Raw genomic sequence first — 23,091 nt, 5'->3', positions numbered from 1 at the left:
GCGGGATGGAGCAGCCAGGTAGCTCGTCAGGCTCATAACCTGAAGGTCGTAGGTTCAAATCCTACTCCCGCAACCAAAACTAATTATTAAATAATATCAACATCTTAGCATCTAGCGCCCGAACCTTGATCGCCGTTTCCCAACGCAAGACGCAGCAAGCGCCCAAGATCCCCGGGTAATCCCCCCATTTTTGATGGGGTCCAAAAATAGAATATATGCTGCTTTCAGTTTCTGTATCGGTGTCATTCCTCGGATCCCCATATTCGGCCTTTCATGGTTGTAGGTCCAGAGCCATCGGGTGGCATGGTCCTGAACCTCCTCGATGCTTTCAAAGTGATACCGTCCCAACCATTCCGTGCGGACAGTCCGGTTGTATCGTTCGACATAGGCATTCTGCTGCGACTTGCCTGGCTGGATGTAGAGGAGCTCGATCCCGGCTTTCTCTGCCCATGTCTGCAGCCTGCCACTGACATATTCAGGGCCATTGTCGACCCTTATCGCCAGAGGCTTCCCGCGCCACGTTACAATCTGGTTCAAGGCGCGGACCACGCGTTCTGAGGGCAGCGAGAAGTCCACTTCGATCGCCAGCCCTTCGCGATTGAAGTCATCCAGCACGTTCAATGTCCTGAACGAACGACCATCCGCCAACTGGTCGGCCATGAAGTCCATCGACCAGACTTCGTTCGGAGCTTCAGGCACCGCCAGCGGCTCGGGCTTTTCGTGCTGTAGCCGTTTGCGTGGCTTGATCCGCATGTTCAGCTCCAACTCGCGATAGATGCGGTAGACGCGCTTGTGGTTCGTAAGCGTTGTATCCAGGGCCCGAAACAGCACTTTTTATATTCTCTGCAAGATCTAAGACTACCAAACAAGCGCTCAGTCGCCGCTGTTTGACATCGTTAATTCCTACCCCCGGCAACCTGGGCCGCTGAGCTACTCCCCAATGTTTGGGCAGTTTTCCGCGTAGTTTAAGCTACTCTTCGCACCTGCTGATTGGGGTTGGTTGTTTCATTTCTCTGCCAGTAAACCACGGCGGGAGGCTGGCCGCCATGGGCGCTATGTGGGCGCTTGTGATTGTAAAACTCGACCCACTTTGCGATCCCGGTGCGAGCCTCAGAGCCGGTTGCCCAAGCATGCAGGTAGACGCATTCGTATTTCAGGCTGCGCCACAGCCGCTCGACAAAGATATTGTCGAGGAACCGGCCTTTGCCGTCCATTGAGATACGCACGCCGGATCGGCGTAGCCGGTCAGTCCAGGCGAAGGACGTGAACTGGCTGCCCTGGTCGGTGTTCATGATCTCGGGTCGGCCGAACCTGGCGATGGCCTCGTTCAGCGAATCCAGGTAAAAGAACCCTCGCCTCATTGGAATGTAGGTAATGTCCGACGCCCAGACTTGATTGGGCCGTGTCACGCGCAGCCCCTTCAGAAGGTAGGGATAGGTCTTGTGGCCCTTTGCGGGTCTGCTGGTGTTGGGCTTTTGATAAATGGGCATCAACCCCATGAGACGCATCAGCCGCCGAATGCGCTTCTCATTGACCAAATGACCGTCGTTGCGCAGATGCCAGGTCATCTGACGGACACCGAAGAACGGCGTTTCCAAGAGCTGTTCGTCGATCCGGCGCATCAGCATCAGGTTCAGCGCCGTCTCGCCTTTGGGCTGGTAGTAAAACGACGACCGCGAGATCGACAGCAGTTTGCACTGTTTGCCAATCGATAGATCGGGATTGTCCTTCTCGACCATGCCGCGCCTCACTTCAGGCCCCAAGGCTTGAGCTTTCGGGACAAAAAATCCTTGGCAACTGCATTCGCCATTGTTGCTCGGACCAATGGCGCGACATGGCTCATTCCCCTATCTTAGCGTGCAGCTCTTTGACCTGCTCTTCGTCGATCTCTGGGACTTTCTTTCCGCCCCGCTCAAACACGCCCGATGCACCTTCAAGCAACGCCCGCTTCTAACTGTGGATCATGGGTAGGGTGGACGCCAAACTGGCTGGCAAGCTCAGCCACCGTGCGTTCGCCTTTCAAAGCTTCAAGCGCGACTTTGGCTTTGAACTCAGGGCTGTGGTTCTTTCGTTTCGACATCTCTGATCTCCTTCGCGTCGAAGATCAGCAGACAGCAAATCGTAGCTTACGTCAGTGTCCGAATTTCGGGGGGTAGCTCACCGGCTCCGCGCCCCTCAGTACGAAACAGCCAGCCGAGCTCGACAAGCTGCCGAAGACACCGTTTGATGGTGGCCAAGGACATGCCCGCCAGAAATTCATCCAGTGTATTCAAAGAGGAGTTGAGCTGACCGGTATGGTCTTTGGCAAATTGAATCGAGAGTGCCGAAGCAACTGCCTTTGTCGATGAATTAAGATCGGCACATTGCAAAAAGGCTTTCAGCCACTCAAAACGATTGAGCTTAGGCATGTGAACCTCCTGCGATTGCAGTCAGATCATTTTTTTGATAATGTGTGTGGGCAGAAAGATTTGCAGTGCCGTTGAGGTGGGTGGCCGCCCCCTCAGCGGTTTTTATTTGGTTACTGTCCGAAATTCCAGTCTCGTAGGAAACTAATTCCGGATCATATCCGGATCGGCTATCAGCCGAAGGCCGTGGGTGATCACCTAAGCTGTTGAAATAATTGGTCGGAGCGAGAGGATTCGAACCTCCGGCCCCTGCCTCCCGAAGACAGTGCTCTACCAGGCTGAGCTACGCTCCGACCGTGGAGGGCTGATTATACTCCGGTCTGGGGTTTTGCAAGCCCAATCAATCAGTTTTTTGCCGCTGCCTTAACCGCACCATAAGGGAGACATTTGCCCCGCCGCTGGTGACCGCGCGGCTGCGGGTATTGAGCACTGGCGTGTTGTCTGAACGCCCGCCACGGGCCTCGCGCAGGACGATGAAAATGCCGCTTGCAATGATGATCGCAGCGCCAGTCAGGGTCATCGCATCCACGTCTTCGCCAAACAAAAGGCTGCCATAAAGTGTGGCCCAGATGATCTGGGAATATTGCATTGGGGCCACGGTAGCCGCCTCGCCAATGGTGTAGGCTTTGACCACCAGCAAGGTGGCGCAAAAGCCAAAGAGCGCAACAACGGCCAGGCCGCCAAGCTCAGCTGCTTCAAGCGGAACATAGACAAAGGGCAGGGTCAGACCCATCAGAGCAACAGTGCCAAGCATCGGATAAAGCATCAGGACAATGGCGCGTTCCTCGTTGCTGACCTTACGCAAGATGACCGATTGCGTTGCGTTTCCAAGCGCTGCCAACAGTGCTGCTGCATGGCCCAGACCCAATTCGGTGCCTCCGGGACGCAGAACGACCAGAACGCCAATAAAACCAACGCCCACCGCCGCCAAACGTTGTACGCCCACCCGTTCCTTGAGCACAGGAATAGACAAGAGCGTGATCAGAAGCGGCGTGGCAAACAGCAGCGCATAAGCCTGTGCCAGGGGCAGAACGGAAAAGGCATAAAAAGCGCTTGCGGGAATGAAGGGAATGATCAGAGACCGCAGCACGGTCCAGCCGGGGTATTTGGGTCTCAGATTACCGATGGTTTTGTCGCCCACCATCATCAAGGTCAGCAAAGGAAACGACAACAGTGAACTGAAGAACACAATCTGAAAGGCCGACTGTGTCTCACTGACAAATTTCACAATCACATCGTGCGTGGAAAAGATGCCATAGGCGATCAATGCGAAGATCGCCGCGCGCGTATTTGACAACATGGGGAAAGGTCCGTTTTCGCTAACACGTGCAGCTTATGCAGGCGGGCTTTGATTTGGCAAGGGGCTTGGTTTGGTGTCGTCGAAACGAAAGCGAGGGCCCGATAGGGACCCTCGCCTGGTTTTAAGATCTGGAAAGGGAAAGCCGATCAGAGGCTTTCGTCCAGCGCCACGATGATGGCGTCGCCCATGCCCGAGGTGGAGACCGGCGTAACGCCTTCTTCGCCCAGGAGGTCCGCAGTACGCACGCCTTTTTCCAGAACGGTGTTGATCGCGCTTTCCAGGCGGGTTGCTTCATCACCCAGATCAAAGCTGTAACGCAGCGCCATCGCAAAGCTGAGGATACAGGCGATCGGGTTCGCCTTGCCTTCGCCTGCGATGTCTGGTGCAGATCCGTGGACCGGCTCGTACATGGCCTTGGGGCGGCCATTGTCCATCGGCGCACCCAGCGATGCAGATGGCAACATGCCCAAGCTGCCGGTCAGCATGGCTGCGGCGTCCGACAACAGGTCGCCAAACAGGTTGTCGGTCACAATGACGTCGAACTGTTTGGGCCAGCGGCACAGCTGCATTGCGCCCGCGTCAGCGTACATGTGGGACAGCTCAACCTCCGGGTAGTCTTTGGAGACTTCGGTCACAACTTCGCGCCACAGGATGCCGGATTCCATGACGTTGGCTTTCTCCATCGAGCAGAGCTTCTTGTCACGGCGCATTGCTAGTTCAAAGGCAGAGCGGGCGACGCGCTCAATTTCGGACTCGGTGTAACGTTGGGTGTTGATGCCCACACGTTCGTTGCCCTCTTCGATGATGCCGCGCGGCTCACCAAAATAGATGCCCGAGGTCAGTTCGCGCACGATCATGATGTCGAGGCCCGCAACCACGTCTTTCTTCAGCGAGGAGAAATCCGCCAGCGCGTCAAAACACTGGGCCGGGCGCAGGTTGGAAAATAGGTCCATTTCCTTGCGCAGGCGCAACAGGCCGCGCTCAGGTTTGACTGAGAAATCCAGAACGTCGTATTTCGGGCCGCCAACGGCACCCAGCAGAACGGCGTCGACCGCTTGGGCTTTGGCCATTGTGTCATCATGCAGCGGCGTGCCGTGGGCGTCATAGGCCGCGCCACCAACCAGGTCTTCGCTCACATCGAACTGAATGTCGCGCTTGTCGCCAAACCAGGTAATGACCTTGCGCACTTCGGCCATAACTTCGGGGCCAATGCCGTCACCAGGCAAAATCAGAATCGATGGGTTAGACATCCTCAGTCTCCTTGAAATCCGTCGCTCCGGGGGTAACGTCCCCGGTCCGCAGGGTCAATAAGAGCGCCGAAATAAAGGGGTGTCGGTGGGGTTACGGGAGGTCCAGATCCACCCAAACCAGCCTGTGGCGGCTGGCGTAAGCTGCGGGGTCGTCTTGTGATTGTGGCCAATGCACGCCGGATCTGGTGACGGTCAGCTGGGCATCGGGCAGGATATAGTCCACACGCATCGGGCCGGTCTGCTCCCAATCCACGGTGGCGGTGCCAGCTTGGGGGCTTGAGGGGGCAGGGTCCTGCAGGCGGGGGTGAGACCGCAGCGCCTGGATCGCAACGTGTCGACCGTCGCCCTTGGCCGGGTCAAGGTTCGCGTTGCCAATGACCACAACCGGTGCCTTAGGTTGGGGACCAAACTGGCCGTCCAAAACATGCTGCCACAGCGCGATCTCATCATGATTGCGTTTGCCATTTCGGTCTTCTGCGCCATCAAAAACAGGCGGGGTGGCCGAAAAGATCATCAGATCCAACCGCCGGTCATTTGGACCGATGACGGGCAAGATCCAGTGATTGGTTGACGACAGGCGTTGCTGGGTTTGCGCGACTTGGCTTGGGAACGGGGTGCCATCGGGGTAGGTCGGTAAATCGGCCCAGGGCAGATCTGCCCAGAGTATGTCGGTAAAATCCCGCAGCGCCTCTGTGATCAGCGGATAGCGTGACAGAACCAACATGCCATGCGCGCCGGTGAAGTCTCCGTACCCTTGGGCGTCACGCGGCCCGCCGGTGCGCCTATCCCCGTCCATGTCCAATCCAGTGGCCAATCCACTGTTGGGGCGAGCGGTAAACCAGAACGGATAACTAAGCCCCTGGTCAGACAGACGCATTTGCAGGGCACGCGCGGTGCGTTCGTTAAAATCCCAATCAATCCCCTGTAGCACCAGTATATCTGGGTCGTTTGCAGCAATAACGGCAAGGGCCGACGCCACGTGGGAGGAGCGGGCGTTTGTAATCTCGCGCAGCAGCAGGCCCGGCCCCTTTTGAGACAGCTCGGTAGAGAATGTGGCAATCCGCAGCGGCTCGGCCCGCAGTGAAATGGGGAGGAGGAAGAGGATCAGCGCTGAGATCCAGCCCTTCATATGATCTGCAATTGATCCGACGCCGCATAAGTGCGCCGCCGTTGGGCTGCAATCAGATCCGCGACTCGCAGCATGGCGATGCCGCGCATGACCATGGAAGCGGGCACAAAGGCCCAAAGTGCAATCCCCCAGGTCAGCATCATCTCGTGACCCAAGGATGAGAGTTCCAAGAAGTGACCGATGGCCTTGATCAAGCCCGGAATCGCAAATGGGAGAAGCACGCCCAAGATCACATTCAACCGCCCGTCGCGGGTCATGCGGTGTACCACATCCCCGCCGGTGGTCGGGTCAAACAGGGGCAGGTTGGTCCAGACGTTGAAGGATCCGGACGCGACAGGCCAGCCTGCCACCCGAATGGCCAGCGCCACAAGGCCAGTTGCCGCCAGCGCCACAAAACAGGCAAATCCCGCAGCGGCCCGCAGCAGATCAAGAGAGGCCGGGTCCGCATCGCTGGGTAGGATCAAGGTCATCAGCTGAACCGGGGAAAGGGGGAAGTCGAGCCAGTGACCAAACACCATGCCAAGCCCGTGGAACAGCGTTGTCAAACCGCTGACGTCCCGGTCGTGCCGCAGCATCAAAGCCAGGCCACACAGCATAAGGAGCAAAGCGCCAAATTTGATCCGGTTCAGCGGCGGCGCGTTTCGAAACTCTACAAAACTCGGCGCGCGGGCATTGTATTCGGCAAACACCAATGCGCCGGCCAAAAGGGCCAGAAACACCACCCCTTCGGGGGTTTCATTAACACCTTGCGCCAAGATCAGCGACGGCATTGCAATCAACAATACCATCAAAACCGAGCGCACGGCTGCTGCTGCAATCCGAGCTATCACGTCTTCTTCCTCAAACTGGACCGGCGCATTTTCACGCTCGTCGTCACACTTTGAAGCGCCCCAGAGTGCGTTGGGGTGCTCTGCCTCATTTTTGCCCCTATTTCATCACGATTGCCTTAATTGGCTCAAGCACAGAGGTGGAATTTGTGCGGTTTTAATACGCAGATTTGCCAGGTGGTGCTGGAATGCATCATCTTTCACGTGGAAAATCAGCGCCTTGCGTTAACCATTCGGGGAAAAGTCAACGCAAGGCCGCAAATCGCGCGCATTTGAATTAAGGCTAATTTGTGGCCGCCTGGTGGTTTGGCCCAAAAAAGGCCGCCCCAAAACAGGAGCGGCCTTTGCGTTGTAATCTTTGATCGGCGGCAGATCAGACCCAGGGACGAGCCTGTGCGGCTTGGTCTTCAAAGGTCTTGATGCTGTCTGCTTTTTCCAGCGTCAGGCCGATGTCATCCAGACCGTTCATCAAGCAGTGTTTCTTGAACGCGTCGACTTCAAACTTGATCACCTCTCCTTCGGAGGTGGTGATTTCCTGCGCGTCCAGATCCACGGTCATGCGAGCGTTTTCGCCTTTTTCCGCGTCTTTCATCAGGATGTCGACTTGCTCTTGGGGTAGAACCACCGGCAGCATGCCGTTCTTGAAGCAGTTGTTGAAGAAGATGTCGGCAAATGAGGTCGAGACGATCACTTTGATGCCAAAATCTTCCAGCGCCCATGGGGCGTGCTCGCGCGAGGAGCCACAGCCAAAGTTGTCGCCGGCAATCAAAATCTGCGATTGGCGATATTGCGGTTTGTTCAGCACAAAATCTTCGATTTCGGTGCCGTCACGGTTGTACCGCATTTCATCAAACAGGTTTTTGCCAAAGCCGGTGCGCTGAATGGATTTCAGGAACACTTTGGGGATGATCATGTCGGTGTCGATATTCACCAGCGGCATCGGAGCGGCGATACCGGTGAAGGTTTCAAACTTGTCCATTAATCGTTTCCTTGTTTCTGATGCTTCAAATCGCTGAGATCAAAGCGGATCTCGTCCGCCATGCGGGCGATGAAGCTGTATTTTTCGGGGCGGTGCGTCTTGTGATAGCGTCGCACCATTGAGGCATAGAGATGGACCGCCAGCGTATCTTGGGTCAGCCAGCCATCCTCCTGACAATTGCCGCTGAACAAAACATCCGTGAGGACGCCGCGGATCGGGTAAAACACCTCTGGTTCCCGCACATGAGCCACTTCGCCGGTTTTATTCAGCGTATAATCCAGCGCACGTGGGCCGAGCGATGGACGAAGCAATTCAAATGCCGTCAACAGGCGTTTGCCCGGTTGGGCTGCGGTGACCTCTGATCGGAGCTTCTTGTTCAGCCAGGGCGGCACAAATTCGGGGTCTTCAAACCACTCTAGCAGAGTGTTCAGCGTTTCAGACCCTTGTGGCAATCGCAGCACCGCGCCGTTGATTGAACGCGTTGGCTCGTACCCGACGTGATAGTCCACATCCGGCAGGGGCCGGATGCAGAGCATATCGGTGTCGATCCAGATCATATCCGTCTGCTTCAAGAGGTGCAGGCGGAACAGGTCTGACAGCATCGAGGCCGGGGCCTCCCCATGCCCTGCCGTGACAGGGTTCCAGATCTCTGCCGCGGGACAGGTGCGCACACCGGTCGGAACGGACGGAGCTACGGCGCCGGTGTGAAACAGAACAACCTCGTGGCCGCGCTGCACGAAACTGGCCAAAGACAATTCGTGCAACCAGTTGAGGCTGTCACCGACCCACAGGCTGGCAACCGTTGGAAGGGAGGTGCTGGACGCCATTGGTGCCCCCTCAGACTCAGATCAGCTCGCGAACGTCAGTCAGCTTGCCGGTCAGCGCAGCTGCAGCAGCCATGGCTGGTGACACCAGATGCGTGCGTCCTTTGTAACCCTGACGACCCTCAAAGTTCCGGTTCGACGTTGCTGCACAACGCTCGCCTTCGCTCAGCTGGTCGGGGTTCATCGCCAGACACATGGAACAACCGGCCATGCGCCATTCAAAACCCGCAGCTTCAAAGATCTCGGCCAGGCCTTCTTCCTCGGCCTGCGCCCGCACCAGGCCCGAGCCCGGAACGATCATGGCGCGCATGCCATCCTTGATCTTCTTGCCTTTGACCACATCCGCAACAGCACGCAGGTCTTCGATGCGGCCATTGGTGCAGGAGCCGATAAAGACGGTGTCGATCTCAATATCTGTCAGCTTCTGACCGGGCGTCAGGCCCATGTATTCGATCGCGCGTTTTGCGGCTTCCACTTTGCCGCCTTCAAAGTCCTCGGGGGAGGGAACCACGCCGGTGATCGGCAGAACGTCCTCAGGAGAGGTGCCCCAGGTCACAACCGGTTCGATGTCTTCGCCGCGCAGGGTGACGACCTTGTCGAAATGTGCGCCTTCGTCGGTGTAAAGTGTCTTCCACCAGTTCAGAGCGGCCTCGAACTGTGCGCCTTTGGGGGCGTGGGGACGACCTTTGACATAGTTGTAGGTGGTTTCATCCGGTGCAATCAGGCCTGCGCGCGCGCCGCCTTCGATGGCCATGTTACAGACGGTCATGCGCCCTTCCATGGAGAGATCGCGGATCGCCTCGCCACAGTATTCAATCACATAACCAGTGCCGCCGCCGGTGCCGGTTTCGCCGATTACGGCCAAGGTAATGTCCTTGGCGGTGACGCCCGGCTTAAGCTTGCCGGTGATCTCCACCTTCATGTTTTTGGACTTCTTCTGGATCAGCGTCTGTGTGGCCAGAACATGCTCAACCTCGGACGTGCCGATGCCGTGCGCCAGCGCGCCAAACGCACCGTGTGTTGCGGTGTGGCTGTCACCACAGACAACGGTCATGCCGGGCAGGGTCCAGCCCTGCTCGGGGCCGACGATGTGCACAATGCCCTGACGCACGTCAGAGACCGGATAGTAATGCACGCCAAATTCCTTGGCGTTCTTGTCCAGTGCTTCGACCTGAATGCGGCTTTCCTCGGTCATGGTGGCCGGGTCGGCGCGGTCCAATGTGGTTGGCACGTTGTGATCTGGTACCGCGATGGTTTTGTCCGGCGCGTGGACTTTGCGTCCGGCCATGCGCAGGCCTTCAAACGCCTGCGGGCTGGTCACTTCGTGAACCAGATGGCGGTCGATATACAGCAGGCAGGTGCCGTCTTCGGCCTCATGCGCGACATGCGCATCCCAGATTTTATCATAGAGTGTCTTCGGGGCGGTCATTTCGCTCTCCCGTGGATGGTCATGGAATTGTGGAGTCATCAGCGTTTAGAGCCGACGCAAATGCGCAAGCCAAACGGTCGGCCGAATTCACAGTCGTGCGAGCACCGAGCGCATCGCGCCGTGAAATCGCCAAGGCAACCAAGCCCTGTCGGAGATATCAAAGATACGTTCCATGGTCGTCCTTTACAGAACTCGCCTCGGACTAGCAAGGGAGCAGGGGACAATGGGACGTTGCGGGGGCAAAGTTTGCGGGGGCCGCTGTGTCGGGGGTGTCCCGCGCTGACGAAAATGGAGAAACATCACAGGTTGCATTCCAAATGTTTCCGCCAAAGATCCGGTTTCGCCTTTCGCATTTGAGCGAATTCGTGCACATAGACGCTTCGATTCGCCCTTCGTCTTTCAGCTCGCGTTGAAAAACTGGGGTGCTTTTGCTATGGTTAAACCACCCTGCGCCGGGATGTGCGGCGCTTTTAAAGGAGGACACTGTCCTGTCACCCCAAGCTGACGTGGCGAGCAAAGGCGGCCACACTCTGGCGGTCAAACCCGCCCCTCAACAGCCCACCAGCGAAGCGCTGCTGGCGCGTATTCTTTCTTCTCTTGATGATGATAAAGCCGAAGATGTCGTGCAGATTGATCTGCGGGGCAAATCATCCATTGGCGATTATATGGTTGTGGCCTCAGGTCGGTCGACCCGTCAGGTTGCGGCCATGTCCGAAAAGCTGATGGACCGGTTAAAGCAAGAGTATGGCATCGGATGCAAAGTCGAAGGCAAGGATGCCGGCGACTGGGTTTTGATCGATTCCGGAGATGTGATTGTGCATCTGTTCCGTCCCGAAGTGCGCGAGTTCTACCAGATCGAAAAGATGTGGCAGCCCGCCGGAGCGGATTCGTCTGTGGCCCCGATTACCGTTTAACGCCGGGACGCCGATTGTTGAGATTTGAGGCGGTCGCCTAAGACGCGACCGACAGCAAAGGCTTTTTCCAGATGCGCATTCACATCTGTGCCGTCGGGCGGCTGCGCTCCGGGGAAGAAAAGGCACTTATTGACGACTACCTCACACGGTTTGATCGCACTGGGCGGGCGCTTGGGCTTGGGCCTGCGCGGGTGATCGAGGTTGAGGATAAGAAAAACGCAGGGATGGCAGCCGAAGCCGCATTGCTGCGCAAGGCTTTGCCCAAAGGGGCCATGCTGTGTACATTGGATGAACGTGGCAAACTGCTGACGTCGCCCGAGTTTTCCCAAAAACTGGCCGGTTGGCGTGATGGCGGGCGGCAGGATCTGGCCTTTGTCATCGGGGGGGCTGACGGAATTGATCCCAGCCTGCGGGCTGAGGCGGATTTTTCGATCTCATTTGGTAAGATGGTCTGGCCGCATATGATGGTGCGGCTGATGTTGGCAGAGCAGATCTATCGTGCTGCCACGATCGAGGCGGGTACGCCCTATCACCGCAGCTGATTTGGGCTATTTCAACGGCACAGCATACAGCGGTTCGGCCCAGCCGGTCACATTATCCCGCGCCTGAATAAACACCTGTGTTGTGCCCTTGGGGATCGCCACACCGCTGAGCGATCGGGTAAAGGGTTGCTCGTGCTCATGTGGGTGAAACAGGGTGCGCAGACCCAGTTCGGCCCCATCAGCATCCAGCACCCGCCAACCATCTGCATAGTGATCCCAACCGGTGTCCGGATGTTTAATGGTCACGTCAAAGGACCAGCTGTCCCCGCGTTGACTGGCCTGGGCTGCAACAATTTCGGGCGCGTCTGCCAGAGCTGCGGAGGCAGGAGCGATGAGGGCAATCAGTAAAACGGCAATCTGTTTCATGTCACCAGCTTATCGGCGCTTTGATTGCTTTGCTCCTCACGATTGCGTGCAAGCGCGTGGTTGGCTGGCGTGTTGAGCAAAACCTCGCGTGAGCGCGATGCAAACTCGCGCCGATACAGCACGGCCAGCGTCACGCAGGTGGCAAAGATCAAAGGCGCAGATCCCGCCAGCCATGCACATGTCGATAGGGAGAAGTAGGTGGCGCGCATTCCACGGTTAAAACTGCGGGCGGCGGCGATGTTCAATTCCGCTGCCTGCGCTGCGCGCTTGTGAACCAGCGGATCGGCGGGATCATTGGGAACCGCCGCCATTAAGACTGAACCATAGCCAAACAGCCGGTGCGACCAGACAAATTTCAAAAACGCATTACACAGCAGCAGCAATACGGCGATGATCTTGGCTTCCCAGACAAAGATCGGCGCTTCGGCCTGGATGAAGTCGCCAGCAATGCCTGCCAACTGGTCGGCTTGGCCCATCAGGGCGAGACCACCGCCGATGGCCAGCATCGAGGCAGAGGCAAAGAAAGCGGTGCCCTGGCGCAGGTTGCTGACCAGCTGTGCGTCAAAGATCCGAGGCTCGCGCGTGACCATGACTGTCATCCAGTCGCGGCGGAAGTCTGCCATCAGAATCGACACTGACGGGCGGGTCGGCGAGGGGTGTTCAATACGCCAACCGATCCAGACCCATGCCACCAAAACAAAGGCAAGGCCCGCGAAATCTAGCGGAGAAAACATAGAGATACGGTTCAACCAAGTCATGTGCGCAGCTTAGTGTCGATAGAGGGGGCTTGTCAGGTGGAAAAATTGGTAATATAATTTTACCAGTTTGAAGCCGCCGCCAGAGGAGAGCGACAGCCATGGAGATGCCCCAGCCCGATCAGCAGGTGATTGCAAAGAAAGCGTCCTTGATTGCCGCCCTGCATGAGGTGCTGCCGCAGGATGCTGTCATTTCCGATCCGATGGAGACGCGCGCCTATGAGTGTGATGCGCTGACGGCCTATCGCTGCCCGCCGATGTTGGCGGTTCTGCCAAGCTCAACGGAAGAAGTTTCAGATGTTCTGCGCATCTGCCATGCCCAGGGCGTTCCCGTGGTTCCGCGTGGTGCGGGCACTTCGCTGGCGGGCGGGGCCTTGCCCACGGCGGATTGTGTGATCCTCGGCGTGGCGCGGATGAATGACGTGTTGGAGACGGATTACGACAACCGCATCATCCGGGTTCAGACCGGCCGCACCAATCTGAGCGTGACCGGCGCGGTTGAGGACGAAGGGTTCTTTTATGCGCCGGATCCCTCCAGCCAATTGGCCTGTGCCATCGCCGGCAATATCGCGATGAATTCAGGCGGGGCGCATTGTCTGAAATATGGCGTGACCACCAATAACCTGCTGGGCGTCACTATGGTGATGATGGATGGCCGCGTGGTTGAGATCGGCGGTGCGCATCTGGATTCGGGTGGCCTGGATCTGTTGGGGGTGATCTGCGGCTCGGAAGGGCAGTTGGGTGTTGTGACAGAGGCGACGTTGCGGATCCTGCACAAACCCGAAGGCGCGCGCCCGGTTTTGATCGGCTTTGACAGCAATGAAGTGGCGGGCGCCTGCGTGTCGGACATTATCAAATCAGGCATCTTGCCGGTGGCAATTGAATTTATGGACCGCCCCTGTATCCGCGCCTGCGAAGCCTTTGCCAAAGCAGGCTATCCCGATTGCGAAGCCCTGTTGATTGTTGAGGTCGAAGGAAGTGCCGCAGAAATTGACGACCAGCTGTCGCGGATTATTGCCATTGCCAAGGCGCACAACCCGGTTGAGCTGCGTGAGGCACGCGATGCGGATCAAGCCGGACGGATTTGGTTGGGCCGTAAGTCCGCCTTTGGCGCGATGGGTCAGATCAACGACTATATGTGTCTGGATGGGACAATTCCTGTATCGACCCTGCCTGAGGTTTTGCGCCGTATCGGGGATTTGTCCAAGGAATACGGGCTGGAAGTGGCCAATGTGTTCCATGCCGGTGATGGCAATATGCATCCGCTGATCCTGTTTAACGCCAATCAGGAGGGCCAACTGGAGACCTGCGAAGCGCTGGGCGCGGAGATCTTGAAGCTTTGTGTTGAGGTGGGCGGTTGCCTGACTGGAGAACACGGCGTCGGGATTGAGAAGCGGGATTTGATGCTGCATCAATATTCAGCGCAGGATCTGGAAGCACAGCTGAGGGTGAAGGATGTTTTTGACCCCAAATGGCTTTTGAACCCTGCCAAAGTCTTTCCCTTGTCGGTCACCGCTGCGCGGCGTCAGCCCTTTTGAGAGAGGGGGGCTTTGCCCCCCTCGTTTCGCCCCAAAGGGGCTCAACACCCCCCAAAGTATTTTGGAAAAGATGAAATGATCACGCCCAAGGATGAGAGTGAACTGGCAACTGCGGTTGCAGAGGCCCAGGGACCCCTAAGGATTAGCGGTGGTGACAGCCGCGGTTTGACCGGAACCGGAGCGCAGTTGAGCGTAGCGGGGCTCTCTGGTGTCTCCCTTTATGAGCCCGGTGCGCTGACCATGGTCGCGGCTGCGGGCACACCTGTGGCTGAGATTACGGCGATGTTGGAGACAGAGCGCCAGCAGCTGGCATTTGAACCCGCAGATCTTCGCGGTTTGCTGGGGCGCGGTGGAGCGCCGACCATTGGCGGTGCCTTTGCCACCAACAGCTCCGGTCCACGCCGGGTCCAGGCGGGGGCTGCGCGTGATTTCCTGTTGGGGGTGCGTTTTGTGGATGGGCGCGGTGAGATTTTGAAAAACGGCGGCCGGGTCATGAAGAATGTCACCGGTTATGATCTGGTCAAGCTGATGGCCGGCGCCCATGGCACGCTGGGTGTGATGAGCGAAGTATCGTTCAAAGTTCTGCCGCGAGCGGAGTTTACCGGCACGCTAGTATGGAATGACTTGGATTGGGCAGAGAGCCTGTCTGTGTTTCAAGGTGCTATGAATTCGCCGTTTGACGTAACAGGCGCTGCGCGTCTGCCCGGCGCGAACGGAACATCCAAGACGCTGGTGCGCTTGGAAGGTTTTGAGACTTCGGTTCTGTATCGTTTGGGGCAGTTGCAATCGCGCATGCCAGCGACACCGGTTGATAAACTGGTGACGGATGCGGGAGAGAGTGACGCCCTGTGGAAAGCAGTGCGGGACGTAGCGCCGTTTCACGATAAAGCTGGCGCTGTCTGGCGCAGTTCGGTCAAGCCAAGCGATATGCTGCGTGTCGTGGATCAGGTCTCCGGCGAACACCTTCTGGATTGGGCCGGTGGGTTGATCTGGAGCATGGTCGATCCCGCAGTGGACCTGCGCGCCGCGCTTGCCAGCGTTGGAGGCCATAGCACCCTGGTGCGCCCTGGCGCTGGGCAGGATGATGTACCCCGGTTTGAGCCACAGCCTGCGCCGCTTGCAGCTTTGGCTGCAGGGTTGCGGGCGCAGTTTGATCCGCGTGGAATTTTGAACCCAGGGCTGATGGGGTAGTCGATGCAAACGAATTTTACCGATGCGCAGCTGCGTGATCCAAAGATCCAGCGCGCCAATGAGATCCTGCGGTCCTGCGTGCATTGCGGCTTTTGCACCGCCACCTGTCCGACCTATCAGGTGCTCGGCGATGAGCTCGACAGCCCGCGGGGCCGGATCTATTTGATCAAGGATATGCTGGAAAACGAGCGTGACCCAGATGCCAAAACGGTCAAACATATTGATCGCTGCCTGGGATGTCTGGCCTGTATGTCCACCTGCCCGTCAGGCGTTCATTATATGCATCTGGTGGATCAGGCGCGGGCTTATATCGAGGAACGCTATCGGCGGCCGTTCTCGGACCGGGCGCTGCGTTGGATTCTGTCGCGGATCCTGCCCTATCCGGGGCGGTTTCGGCTTGCGCTTTTGGGGGCCAAGCTTGGTCGCCCACTGCGGCATCTGATGCCTGACCCACGTTTGCGCGCCATGTTGGAGATGGCACCCAAAACCATACCGCCTGTGTCGCGCAATGACGATCCGCAGAGCTTTGCGCCGCAGGGGACACAGAAAATGCGTGTGGCTCTGATGACAGGTTGTGCGCAAAAAGCGCTGAACACCGATATCAATGATGCCACTATCCGCTTGTTACGCAGGCTGGGCTGTGAGGTGGTTGTGGCCGAAGGTGCAGGCTGCTGTGGCGCGCTGACCCATCATATGGGACGTGAGGCCGAAAGCCATGCAACGGCGGCCAAGAATATTCGCGCGTGGACAGCTGAGATCGCAAAAGGCGGGCTGGATGCGATTGTCATCAATACCTCGGGCTGTGGCACAACTGTAAAAGATTATGGCCATATGTTCAAAGGCACAGATCTGGCTGAGGCGGCCCAGAAGGTGGCGGACCTGACGGTTGATGTGAGCGAGCTGTTGCAGCGGTTGGAGATGCCCGAGGGCACAGGCCAAGATCTCATGGTTGCCTATCATTCGGCCTGCTCTTTGCAGCATGGGCAACAGGTGAAAACCGCGCCCAAGGATCTGTTGAAGCGGGCCGGGTTTCAGGTGGTGGAGCCAAAGGATCCCCATCTGTGCTGCGGCTCAGCAGGGACGTATAACCTGTTGCAGCCTGAGATTTCAGCCAAGTTGAAGGACCGCAAGGTCAAGACGTTGGAAGCGCGCAATCCGGATGTGATCGCGGCGGGAAACATTGGTTGCATGATGCAGATCGGATCAGCAACAAAGGTGCCGGTTGTGCATACGGTTGAGCTGCTGGATTGGGCCACAGGCGGGCCAAAGCCCCGTGCCCTGACCAAAGGCAATCCGGCAAATCCGGTGCCAATGTTGCGATAAAGCGCTTAAATACAGTCACAGGCGTGTTAACAGCTTTTTAAAACCTGTGACTTGCCCCATTTTCGCCCCACTCGCCCGCAAAAGTTGCAAGGTGATTTAAGTAAGTGGACTATTGGGAGCGCAAAGGGTGCGTGCATTTAAGCAAGCTATTGCAGCGTTGCTGCTGGGTGGGTTGGCCACGACCAGTGTGGCGCAGGACAGCCATTTGCAGCGGTTGGAGACATTGGATGCGGGACGGGCCTGGGACGCGGTTGGGCGTCTTGATCTGAACGGCCAAGGTCTGTGCACCGGTGCATTGATCGCGCCGGATCTGGTTTTGACTGCGGCGCATTGTTTGTACAATCCCGACACGCGCACCGCCTTGGACCCCACAACCATTGAATTCCTGGCCGGATGGCGCAATGGGCGCGCATCGGCCTATCGGTCGGTGGAACGTGCCACGGTGCACCCATCTTATGTCTATGATGACGAGGTTTCATCGGACCGGGTGCGCAATGACATTGCCCTGTTGCAACTGCAACGCCCGATCCGAAACACCACGGTCAAACCGTTCGAGACCGACGCACGCCCGCGCAAAGGGGACAAGATCGGTGTGGTCTCATATGCCCATGACAGGGCCGAGGTGCCGTCGCTGCAGGAAGTCTGCGGTGTGATGGCCCGCCAAAGCGGGGTGTTGGTGATGTCTTGTGATGTGGATTTTGGCTCATCAGGTGCGCCGGTCTTTTCGTTTGAAACTGACACGCCGCGCATCGTCTCGGTGATTTCTGCCAAGGCAGAAGTCAAAGGGGAGCGCGTGTCACTTGGGGCCTCGCTTGCGGAGGATCTGGACCTGTTGCGCGCCAATCTGGCCGCGCCGCAGGGGGGCCGGTTTCAGGCGCCAGTCGGCGTGCGGCGTGTGCGCGTCGGCGATGCGCCTGCCGAAACCGGTGCCAAGTTCGTAAAGCCATGATGTGGCGCGTGGTAATATGGGCGGTGCTTGGCTTGTTTTGCCTTGTGCAGTCCAGCATGGCCGAAACCAGTGGGTTGCGCCGGTTGACCCAACGCGGTGATCTATTGGGGTGGGAAGCCGTCGGGCGGCTTGATCTTTCCGGTCTGGGCTATTGCACCGCGACGCTGATCGAAACTGATTTGGTGCTCACCGCGGCGCATTGCGTTTACGGGAAAGACGGTAAGCTGCTCCCGGCGGACAAGATTACGTTTCGCGCAGGGCTCAGTGACGGTGTAGCACTCGCCGAACGTCAGGCGCTGCAGGTCGAAGCCCATCCGAAATATCTCGCGAACGGGAAAAGAAGCTGGGACAGGGTGCGCCATGATGTTGCGCTGATCCGCTTGCGCGATCCGATCAGTACAACAATCGCGGATCCGTTTATTCTGCACTCGGGCAAGGATTTCGGAGATGATATCTCGATTACATCCTATGGCCGTGGTCGCTCTGGTGCGCCGTCACGGCAGAAACACTGCGCAATTGTCGACCGTTATCGAGATCTGTATGACTTTGATTGCTCTACGGCCCCTGGCTCCTCGGGTTCACCAGTGTTTTCCAAGGTAGGCGGCCGCGGGCGTATTGTGTCCATCATCTCTGGTCATCGCATTTCGAACGGGCGCAGGATACCCTATGGAATGGCACTACCTGAACGGGTTGCTGAGCTCAAAGCGCAGATGCGCCGCAACCGTGTCACAGCACCTGTTGGTCCCGCAACTGCTGTGCGGCAAACCGGCGGCGCGCGCAGCAGCGCGAAATTTGTCCGTCCCGGCGGTTGAAACCTCTTTGAATGCGCTTATGTCGGTTGTGTTCGGGTCGCCCAAGGTGGGGCCTGGATGTTTAAACCGCCTGTCCCCTGGGGAAGGCACTGACATATATCGCTCTTGAAAGAGGATAAAACGACATGCGTACGTTTGATTTCGCGCCGCTTCACCGCGCGACCATTGGTTTTGACCAAATCGCGGATCTGATGGACCGGGCCTTGACTGCCGACGGGTCCCAGCCAAGCTACCCTCCTTATAACATTGAAAAAACCGCTGCAGATGCTTATCGGATCTCAATTGCCGTTGCTGGCTTCTCGGAAGCTGAGCTGAGCGTTGAGGTCAAGGAAAACGCGCTGATCATTGCCGCCAGAAAGGCCGAACAAGATGGTGAGCGCAGTTATTTGCATCGTGGGATCGCCACCCGTGCCTTTGAACGCCGCTTTACGCTGGCGGACCACATCCGGGTGACCGGTGCCAGCCATGCGGATGGCATGTTGCACATCGAACTGCAGCGCGAAGTGCCCGAAGCGCTGAAACCCCGCCGGATTGCCATCAATGGCCAGCTGCCCGAGACGGCAGAGATCGAGGCCAAAGCGGTCAACTGATCGCGGCGCATAGCACGACAAAGCCCGCCGATTGGCGGGCTTTTTTGTTGTGTCTAAACCAATGGTGCGGGGCCGGTTTCAGCCCCGCATCACGTTGAATTAGTTTGCGACGTTGCCGATGGTCCAGAACATGGTCTCACCCGAGCTGTCGTCCACACCGTCGTTGTCGGTGGAGACAAACGCTGTGCCGTCTTTCAGGATCGCCAGGCCTTCGACCTTGTCCAGAACATAACCGCCGGTCGACTTCAGGTCGGGCAGCAGGTCGCGCACCAGCTCTTTTGAAACCACTGGCAGCTCACCACCCAGTGCAGCCGGAACCATTTCGGCGGCAGGGATGCGGTAAACCTTCTTGGTCACGGCGCGATCGTCATGCTGGTTGTCACGCTCGATGACGTAAACATAGTCACCGTGTGCGACGATCTCGGACAGGCCAGTCCAGCCTTTTGCAGGCTCCGCTTTGGGATAGTGCACAGCACCCCATTCTTTGGTCTCGGTGTTGTAGGCCACCAGTTTCACGTGGTTTTTGGGGTCGTCTTTCCATTCACGCTGAACGGCCATCCACAGGGTGTCGCCGATTTTGGTGATGCCTTCAAAGCCAAAGCGCTTCTCAACAGCCATCAGCTCTGCGGGCAGGCCGAACTCTTGCTTGTGGCCTTTGATCAGACCCTCTGCAGTCACGTGATACAGCGCGTGCGGGATCGCGCGGTCGGTGCGGCCTTCAGATGCCAGCCAGAAGCCACCTTTGCCGTCCAGGGTGATGCCTTCCAGGTCCAGTTTCTGGGCGGGCTGACCGTTGGCACGGTGCACGCGGATCACGTCCACAATGCGCGCCGGGGTCTGGGACGGATCGATCTTGAAAATCGACGGCTGGAAGCTGTAGAAGCTGTCGTTCACCGCGTAGATCATGCCGTCTTCGTCGGCAACCATGCCAGAGATCGCGCCCCAACCGATCAGCTCATCTGCGCCTTCGGAAGTCAGGTGCGGGTACTGTGCCGGTGCGTCCTGATATTCAAACAGCATCACGTGAGCCCGTGCGCCGCCGTCTTCGATCAGGTCTTTTTCGTTTGCGGAGACCAGCAGGTTACGCTCAGGAATGGTGACATAACCTTCTGGGCCAACACCCGAGGACAGCAGCTGCTTCAGAACCGGGTTTGCTGGGTCTGTCACGTCGTAAACGCCAACAACAGAGGCGCGCTCAGCACCAACAAATACGTAAGGTGTGCCGCCAAATTCGCCAAAGGTCACGGATTCAGGCTCAACCCCTTTGGAGTCAGAGCGTTTGTCCGGGTAGTGGCCGATTTGGATGATGGCTTTTTCAAAGTCGGTGCCGCTTTCGTAAACAACGGTGCCATCTTTGTTGAAGATGGTCCAGCCACGCGAACCACCGTTGTAGTCACCTTCGTTTGCAATCGCAAAATGGGTGTCATCGATCCAGGTGACCGCATCCGGCTCGCGCAGGCGGCCGTCTTGGCTCTCGGTGAAGATCAGCGCGCCGCGCTCGTCGGTGGCGTCGATGTCTTTCAGATCAACAGCACCGGCCGAGAAGTGGTTCAGAACTTCGCCGTCTTTGGACACAACAACCATGTGGTTGTTTTCCTGCAGGGTGATGACGGTTTCGCCCAGACCGTTGATCGAGACATACTCGGGCTCGGGGTCGGAACCTGCGATGTCCGCCAGACCAGTCAGGTCAACCATTTTCATGGAGGAACAGTCCAGGCCGCCCTCGGTGGTGTTGATCATCACCAGGTTGCCTGCAGGCAGCTGTGGGATGACACCGTCGTTCAGGTCTTCGTCACGCTCGTTCTCGATCGCAACAGAGATGAACGAGCCGTCCTTTGCTTTGGCAACGCTGTCGGGCTGGCCACCCAAGTCACAGGCCGCAACTTCGGCACCGGTGTTGGTGTCGATGGCTTTCAGGAAGCCAGAGGGCTGCGTGTAGCTTTCAGAGGTGTTCACACCGACGTAGGCTGTGGTGCCAACAATCGCAACAGATGTAGGCTCACCACCCAGATCGATGTTGCCCTTTGGGGCCGGATTTGCCGGGTCGGTGATGTCGATCATGCCCAGAGCGCCCAGCGGGCTGTCGGTGTAGACGAGGGTCATGCCATCCGCAGTCGCGTCGATGATCTCGGGCGAGCTTTCGCGTTTGGTGTCTTCACCTTCGGCCATGTTCTTGATGACCGGGAAAGAAGCGATGCGGTTGAAATTCATTTCAGCCGAGGCCTGAACAGCAGTCAGGGCCAGGGCCGATGTCAGGCAGATAAAGCGCGCGGACATCCGGTGTCTCCCAAGTTGAATACGGGAGGGAGATGACGCCTGAATTGTAACAGCTGTGCGAAAGAATTGTTTCACTTATATGAAAGACCGCGGTGGTTGAAAAACCGCGGCCTTTAATGGTGAAGTTATTGTAACAACACCAGGGTATTATACGGACATGCAGATGTATTTCATCTCTAGGTAGTCCTCAATCCCGTGGTGACTACCTTCGCGTCCAAGGCCGGATTGTTTGACGCCGCCAAACGGGGCCATCTCGGTTGAGATAATGCCGGTGTTGACGCCCACGATTCCATACTCCAGCGCTTCGGCCACTTTGTAGACGCGGCTCAGATCCTTGGCATAGAAATAAGAGGCCAGACCAAAGATCGTGTCATTAGCCATGGCGATCACCGCGTCCTCGTCCTCGAACTTGAACAACGGTGCCATCGGGCCAAAGGTTTCATCGGTGGCAAAGACCATATCCGTTGTGGCACCGGTGATGATGGTCGGCTCAAAGAAGGTTCCTCCCAGGTCAGACCGGTTGCCGCCCAGAATAACGGTGCCTCCTTTGGCGGTGGCGTCGGCGATATGTTCTTCGACCTTTGTCACCGCTTTGGCGTTGATCAGCGGGCCAAAGGCTGTGTCACCTTCAAAGCCGTCGCCGACTTTCATCTCGGCCACTTTGGCGCGCAGTTTCTCGGCGAATTCATCATATACACCGGCCTGCACATAGATCCGATTTGCGCAGACACAGGTCTGCCCGTTGTTGCGGAACTTGCACATAATCGCGCCCTCGACGGCCGCATCGAGATCGGCGTCGTCAAACACGATAAACGGCGCGTTGCCGCCCAGCTCCATCGAACATTTCATCACGCTGTCAGCGGCCTGACGCAGCAGGATCCGACCCACATTGGTCGACCCGGTAAAGGTGAGCTTGCGCACTGCATCATTTTCACAGAACTCTTTGCCGATTTCGGACGCGTTGAGGCTGGGGACCACATTAAACACACCTGCCGGAATGCCTGCGCGATCTGCCAGCACGGCAAGCGCGGTTGCCGACAATGGCGTTTCCTCAGACGGGCGCGCGACAAAGGCGCAGCCTGCCGCCAGTGCCGGGCCTGCCTTGCGGGTGATCATTGCGTTCGGGAAGTTCCAGGGGGTAATCGACGCGGCAACACCGATGGGTTGTTTCATAACGGTGATGCGCTTGTCGCGTTGATGACCTGGGATTGTCTCCCCATAGATCCGCTTGGCCTCTTCGGCAAAGAATTCAATGAATGAAGCGCCATAGGCGATCTCTCCGCGCGCCTCGGCCAGCGGTTTGCCCATTTCCGCTGTCAAAATGATGGCCAGATCTTCCTGGTTCTCCATCATCAGATCAAACCATTTGCGCAAGATCGCGGCGCGTTCCTTGCCCGTCCATTTCGCCCAGTCTTTTTGTGCGGCTTCTGCCTGTGCAATGGCACCCGCTACTTGCGCGCGGGACAGATCGGTCATCTGTGCCACCACATCGCCGCGCGCGGGGTTCACAACGTCAAAGGCGGGAAGATCGCCGTCGACAAACTGACCGCCGACATAGGCACGGGATTCCAGCAAGGTGGGGTCTGCAAGCAGAGATTTCAGATCGGTCGCGGTTTGGGTCATGAGGAGGATGTCCTTGTATACGGTTTGGCGCATCGAGACCAAAGATGTTAGGCAATGTCTACAAGCGA

The 23,091-nt window shown here is 57.6% G+C and carries 20 protein-coding genes, 1 tRNA gene and 2 pseudogenes; 8 read left to right on the top strand and 15 right to left on the bottom strand.

The features are described 5' to 3' along the window. Positions 1 to 216: 216 nt before the first annotated feature. From GFB49_RS18315 to leuC, 11 genes and pseudogenes are all read right to left on the bottom strand, one after another. A pseudogene (locus GFB49_RS18315) lies at positions 217 to 798 on the bottom strand (IS3 family transposase); the annotation flags it as partial. A gap of 170 nt (positions 799 to 968) precedes the next feature. Beyond that, positions 969 to 2,080, bottom strand: a pseudogene (locus GFB49_RS18310) (transposase); the annotation flags it as partial. A gap of 46 nt (positions 2,081 to 2,126) precedes the next feature. Continuing rightward, a complete protein-coding gene (locus GFB49_RS18305) occupies positions 2,127 to 2,408 on the bottom strand; it encodes a helix-turn-helix domain-containing protein (protein ID WP_153217387.1) in 282 nt (93 codons plus the stop codon). 213 nt (positions 2,409 to 2,621) lie between these two features. After that, positions 2,622 to 2,698: transfer RNA gene (locus GFB49_RS18300), tRNA-Pro, on the bottom strand. A gap of 47 nt (positions 2,699 to 2,745) precedes the next feature. After that, entirely contained in the window at positions 2,746 to 3,705 is a 960-nt protein-coding gene (locus GFB49_RS18295; protein ID WP_153217386.1) for a DMT family transporter, read from the bottom strand. 146 nt (positions 3,706 to 3,851) lie between these two features. Next, a complete protein-coding gene (gene leuB / locus GFB49_RS18290) occupies positions 3,852 to 4,955 on the bottom strand; it encodes a 3-isopropylmalate dehydrogenase (protein WP_153217385.1) in 1,104 nt (367 codons plus the stop codon). Positions 4,956 to 5,046: 91 nt separating this feature from the next. Next, on the bottom strand, positions 5,047 to 6,084 hold the full coding sequence (locus GFB49_RS18285; protein WP_153217384.1) for an endonuclease/exonuclease/phosphatase family protein: 1,038 nt from the start codon (positions 6,082 to 6,084) through the stop codon (positions 5,047 to 5,049). Continuing rightward, positions 6,081 to 6,914: a hypothetical protein gene (locus GFB49_RS18280; RefSeq protein ID WP_343032632.1), complete on the bottom strand. Its 834-nt coding sequence runs from the start codon at positions 6,912 to 6,914 to the stop codon at positions 6,081 to 6,083. Before GFB49_RS18280 ends, GFB49_RS18285 begins: the two co-directional genes overlap by 4 nt. A 370-nt stretch (positions 6,915 to 7,284) precedes the next feature. Further along, complete coding sequence (leuD, locus tag GFB49_RS18275; protein WP_153217383.1) at positions 7,285 to 7,890, bottom strand: 3-isopropylmalate dehydratase small subunit; 606 nt, start codon at positions 7,888 to 7,890, stop codon at positions 7,285 to 7,287. Continuing rightward, on the bottom strand, positions 7,890 to 8,717 hold the full coding sequence (locus GFB49_RS18270) for a glycosyltransferase family 32 protein (RefSeq protein WP_153217382.1): 828 nt from the start codon (positions 8,715 to 8,717) through the stop codon (positions 7,890 to 7,892). Before GFB49_RS18270 ends, leuD begins: the two co-directional genes overlap by 1 nt. 16 nt (positions 8,718 to 8,733) lie before the next feature. Further along, positions 8,734 to 10,143 carry a 3-isopropylmalate dehydratase large subunit gene (leuC, locus tag GFB49_RS18265; protein WP_153217381.1) on the bottom strand — a complete coding sequence of 470 codons (1,410 nt, stop codon included), beginning with the start codon at positions 10,141 to 10,143 and terminating at the stop codon, positions 8,734 to 8,736. A 530-nt stretch (positions 10,144 to 10,673) separates the two neighbouring features. On the opposite strand from leuC, the gene rsfS reads away from it, so the two are divergent. Beyond that, positions 10,674 to 11,057, top strand: coding sequence for a ribosome silencing factor (gene rsfS, locus GFB49_RS18255; RefSeq protein ID WP_153217392.1), 384 nt, complete (start codon positions 10,674 to 10,676; stop codon positions 11,055 to 11,057). A 71-nt stretch (positions 11,058 to 11,128) separates the two neighbouring features. After that, positions 11,129 to 11,599 (top strand): 23S rRNA (pseudouridine(1915)-N(3))-methyltransferase RlmH, encoded by a 471-nt coding sequence (gene rlmH, locus GFB49_RS18250; protein WP_153217380.1) that lies wholly within the window; start codon positions 11,129 to 11,131, stop codon positions 11,597 to 11,599. A gap of 6 nt (positions 11,600 to 11,605) precedes the next feature. Here the strand turns inward: rlmH and GFB49_RS18245 are convergent, their stop codons facing one another. Together GFB49_RS18245 and GFB49_RS18240 are read right to left on the bottom strand one after the other, a co-directional pair. After that, the gene (locus GFB49_RS18245) at positions 11,606 to 11,965 is read right to left on the bottom strand and encodes a hypothetical protein (protein WP_153217379.1); all 360 of its coding nucleotides are present in this window, start codon (positions 11,963 to 11,965) and stop codon (positions 11,606 to 11,608) included. Continuing rightward, positions 11,962 to 12,723: a DUF599 domain-containing protein gene (locus GFB49_RS18240; RefSeq protein ID WP_153217378.1), complete on the bottom strand. Its 762-nt coding sequence runs from the start codon at positions 12,721 to 12,723 to the stop codon at positions 11,962 to 11,964. The genes GFB49_RS18245 and GFB49_RS18240 overlap by 4 nt, the downstream gene beginning before the upstream one ends. Before the next feature lie 98 nt (positions 12,724 to 12,821). Between GFB49_RS18240 and GFB49_RS18235 the strand changes: the two genes are divergently transcribed. From GFB49_RS18235 to GFB49_RS18210, 6 genes are all read left to right on the top strand, one after another. Next, a complete protein-coding gene (locus GFB49_RS18235; protein WP_153217377.1) occupies positions 12,822 to 14,258 on the top strand; it encodes an FAD-linked oxidase C-terminal domain-containing protein in 1,437 nt (478 codons plus the stop codon). 75 nt (positions 14,259 to 14,333) lie between these two features. Next, complete coding sequence (locus GFB49_RS18230; protein WP_153217376.1) at positions 14,334 to 15,449, top strand: FAD-binding protein; 1,116 nt, start codon at positions 14,334 to 14,336, stop codon at positions 15,447 to 15,449. A 3-nt stretch (positions 15,450 to 15,452) separates the two neighbouring features. Further along, on the top strand, positions 15,453 to 16,772 hold the full coding sequence (gene glcF / locus GFB49_RS18225) for a glycolate oxidase subunit GlcF (RefSeq protein WP_153217375.1): 1,320 nt from the start codon (positions 15,453 to 15,455) through the stop codon (positions 16,770 to 16,772). Positions 16,773 to 16,899: 127 nt separating this feature from the next. Then, a complete protein-coding gene (locus GFB49_RS18220; RefSeq protein WP_343032631.1) occupies positions 16,900 to 17,721 on the top strand; it encodes a trypsin-like serine peptidase in 822 nt (273 codons plus the stop codon). A 56-nt stretch (positions 17,722 to 17,777) separates the two neighbouring features. Further along, positions 17,778 to 18,533, top strand: coding sequence for a trypsin-like serine peptidase (locus GFB49_RS18215; protein ID WP_246149786.1), 756 nt, complete (start codon positions 17,778 to 17,780; stop codon positions 18,531 to 18,533). Positions 18,534 to 18,658: 125 nt separating this feature from the next. Next, positions 18,659 to 19,123: an Hsp20 family protein gene (locus tag GFB49_RS18210; protein ID WP_153217372.1), complete on the top strand. Its 465-nt coding sequence runs from the start codon at positions 18,659 to 18,661 to the stop codon at positions 19,121 to 19,123. Positions 19,124 to 19,222: 99 nt separating this feature from the next. Here GFB49_RS18210 and GFB49_RS18205 read toward each other — a convergent pair whose 3' ends face one another. Both GFB49_RS18205 and GFB49_RS18200 read right to left on the bottom strand, forming a co-directional pair. Then, positions 19,223 to 21,400 (bottom strand): esterase-like activity of phytase family protein, encoded by a 2,178-nt coding sequence (locus GFB49_RS18205; protein WP_153217371.1) that lies wholly within the window; start codon positions 21,398 to 21,400, stop codon positions 19,223 to 19,225. Between the two features lie 147 nt (positions 21,401 to 21,547). After that, positions 21,548 to 23,023 (bottom strand): NAD-dependent succinate-semialdehyde dehydrogenase, encoded by a 1,476-nt coding sequence (locus tag GFB49_RS18200; RefSeq protein WP_153217370.1) that lies wholly within the window; start codon positions 23,021 to 23,023, stop codon positions 21,548 to 21,550. Positions 23,024 to 23,091: the final 68 nt, after the last annotated feature.

The sequence above is a fragment of the Tritonibacter litoralis genome (genome assembly GCF_009496005.1).
Taxonomy (GTDB): domain Bacteria; phylum Pseudomonadota; class Alphaproteobacteria; order Rhodobacterales; family Rhodobacteraceae; genus Epibacterium; species Epibacterium litoralis.
Note: the sequence above shows the minus strand (reverse complement) of the source record. Positions and strands in the feature narration are given on the sequence as shown.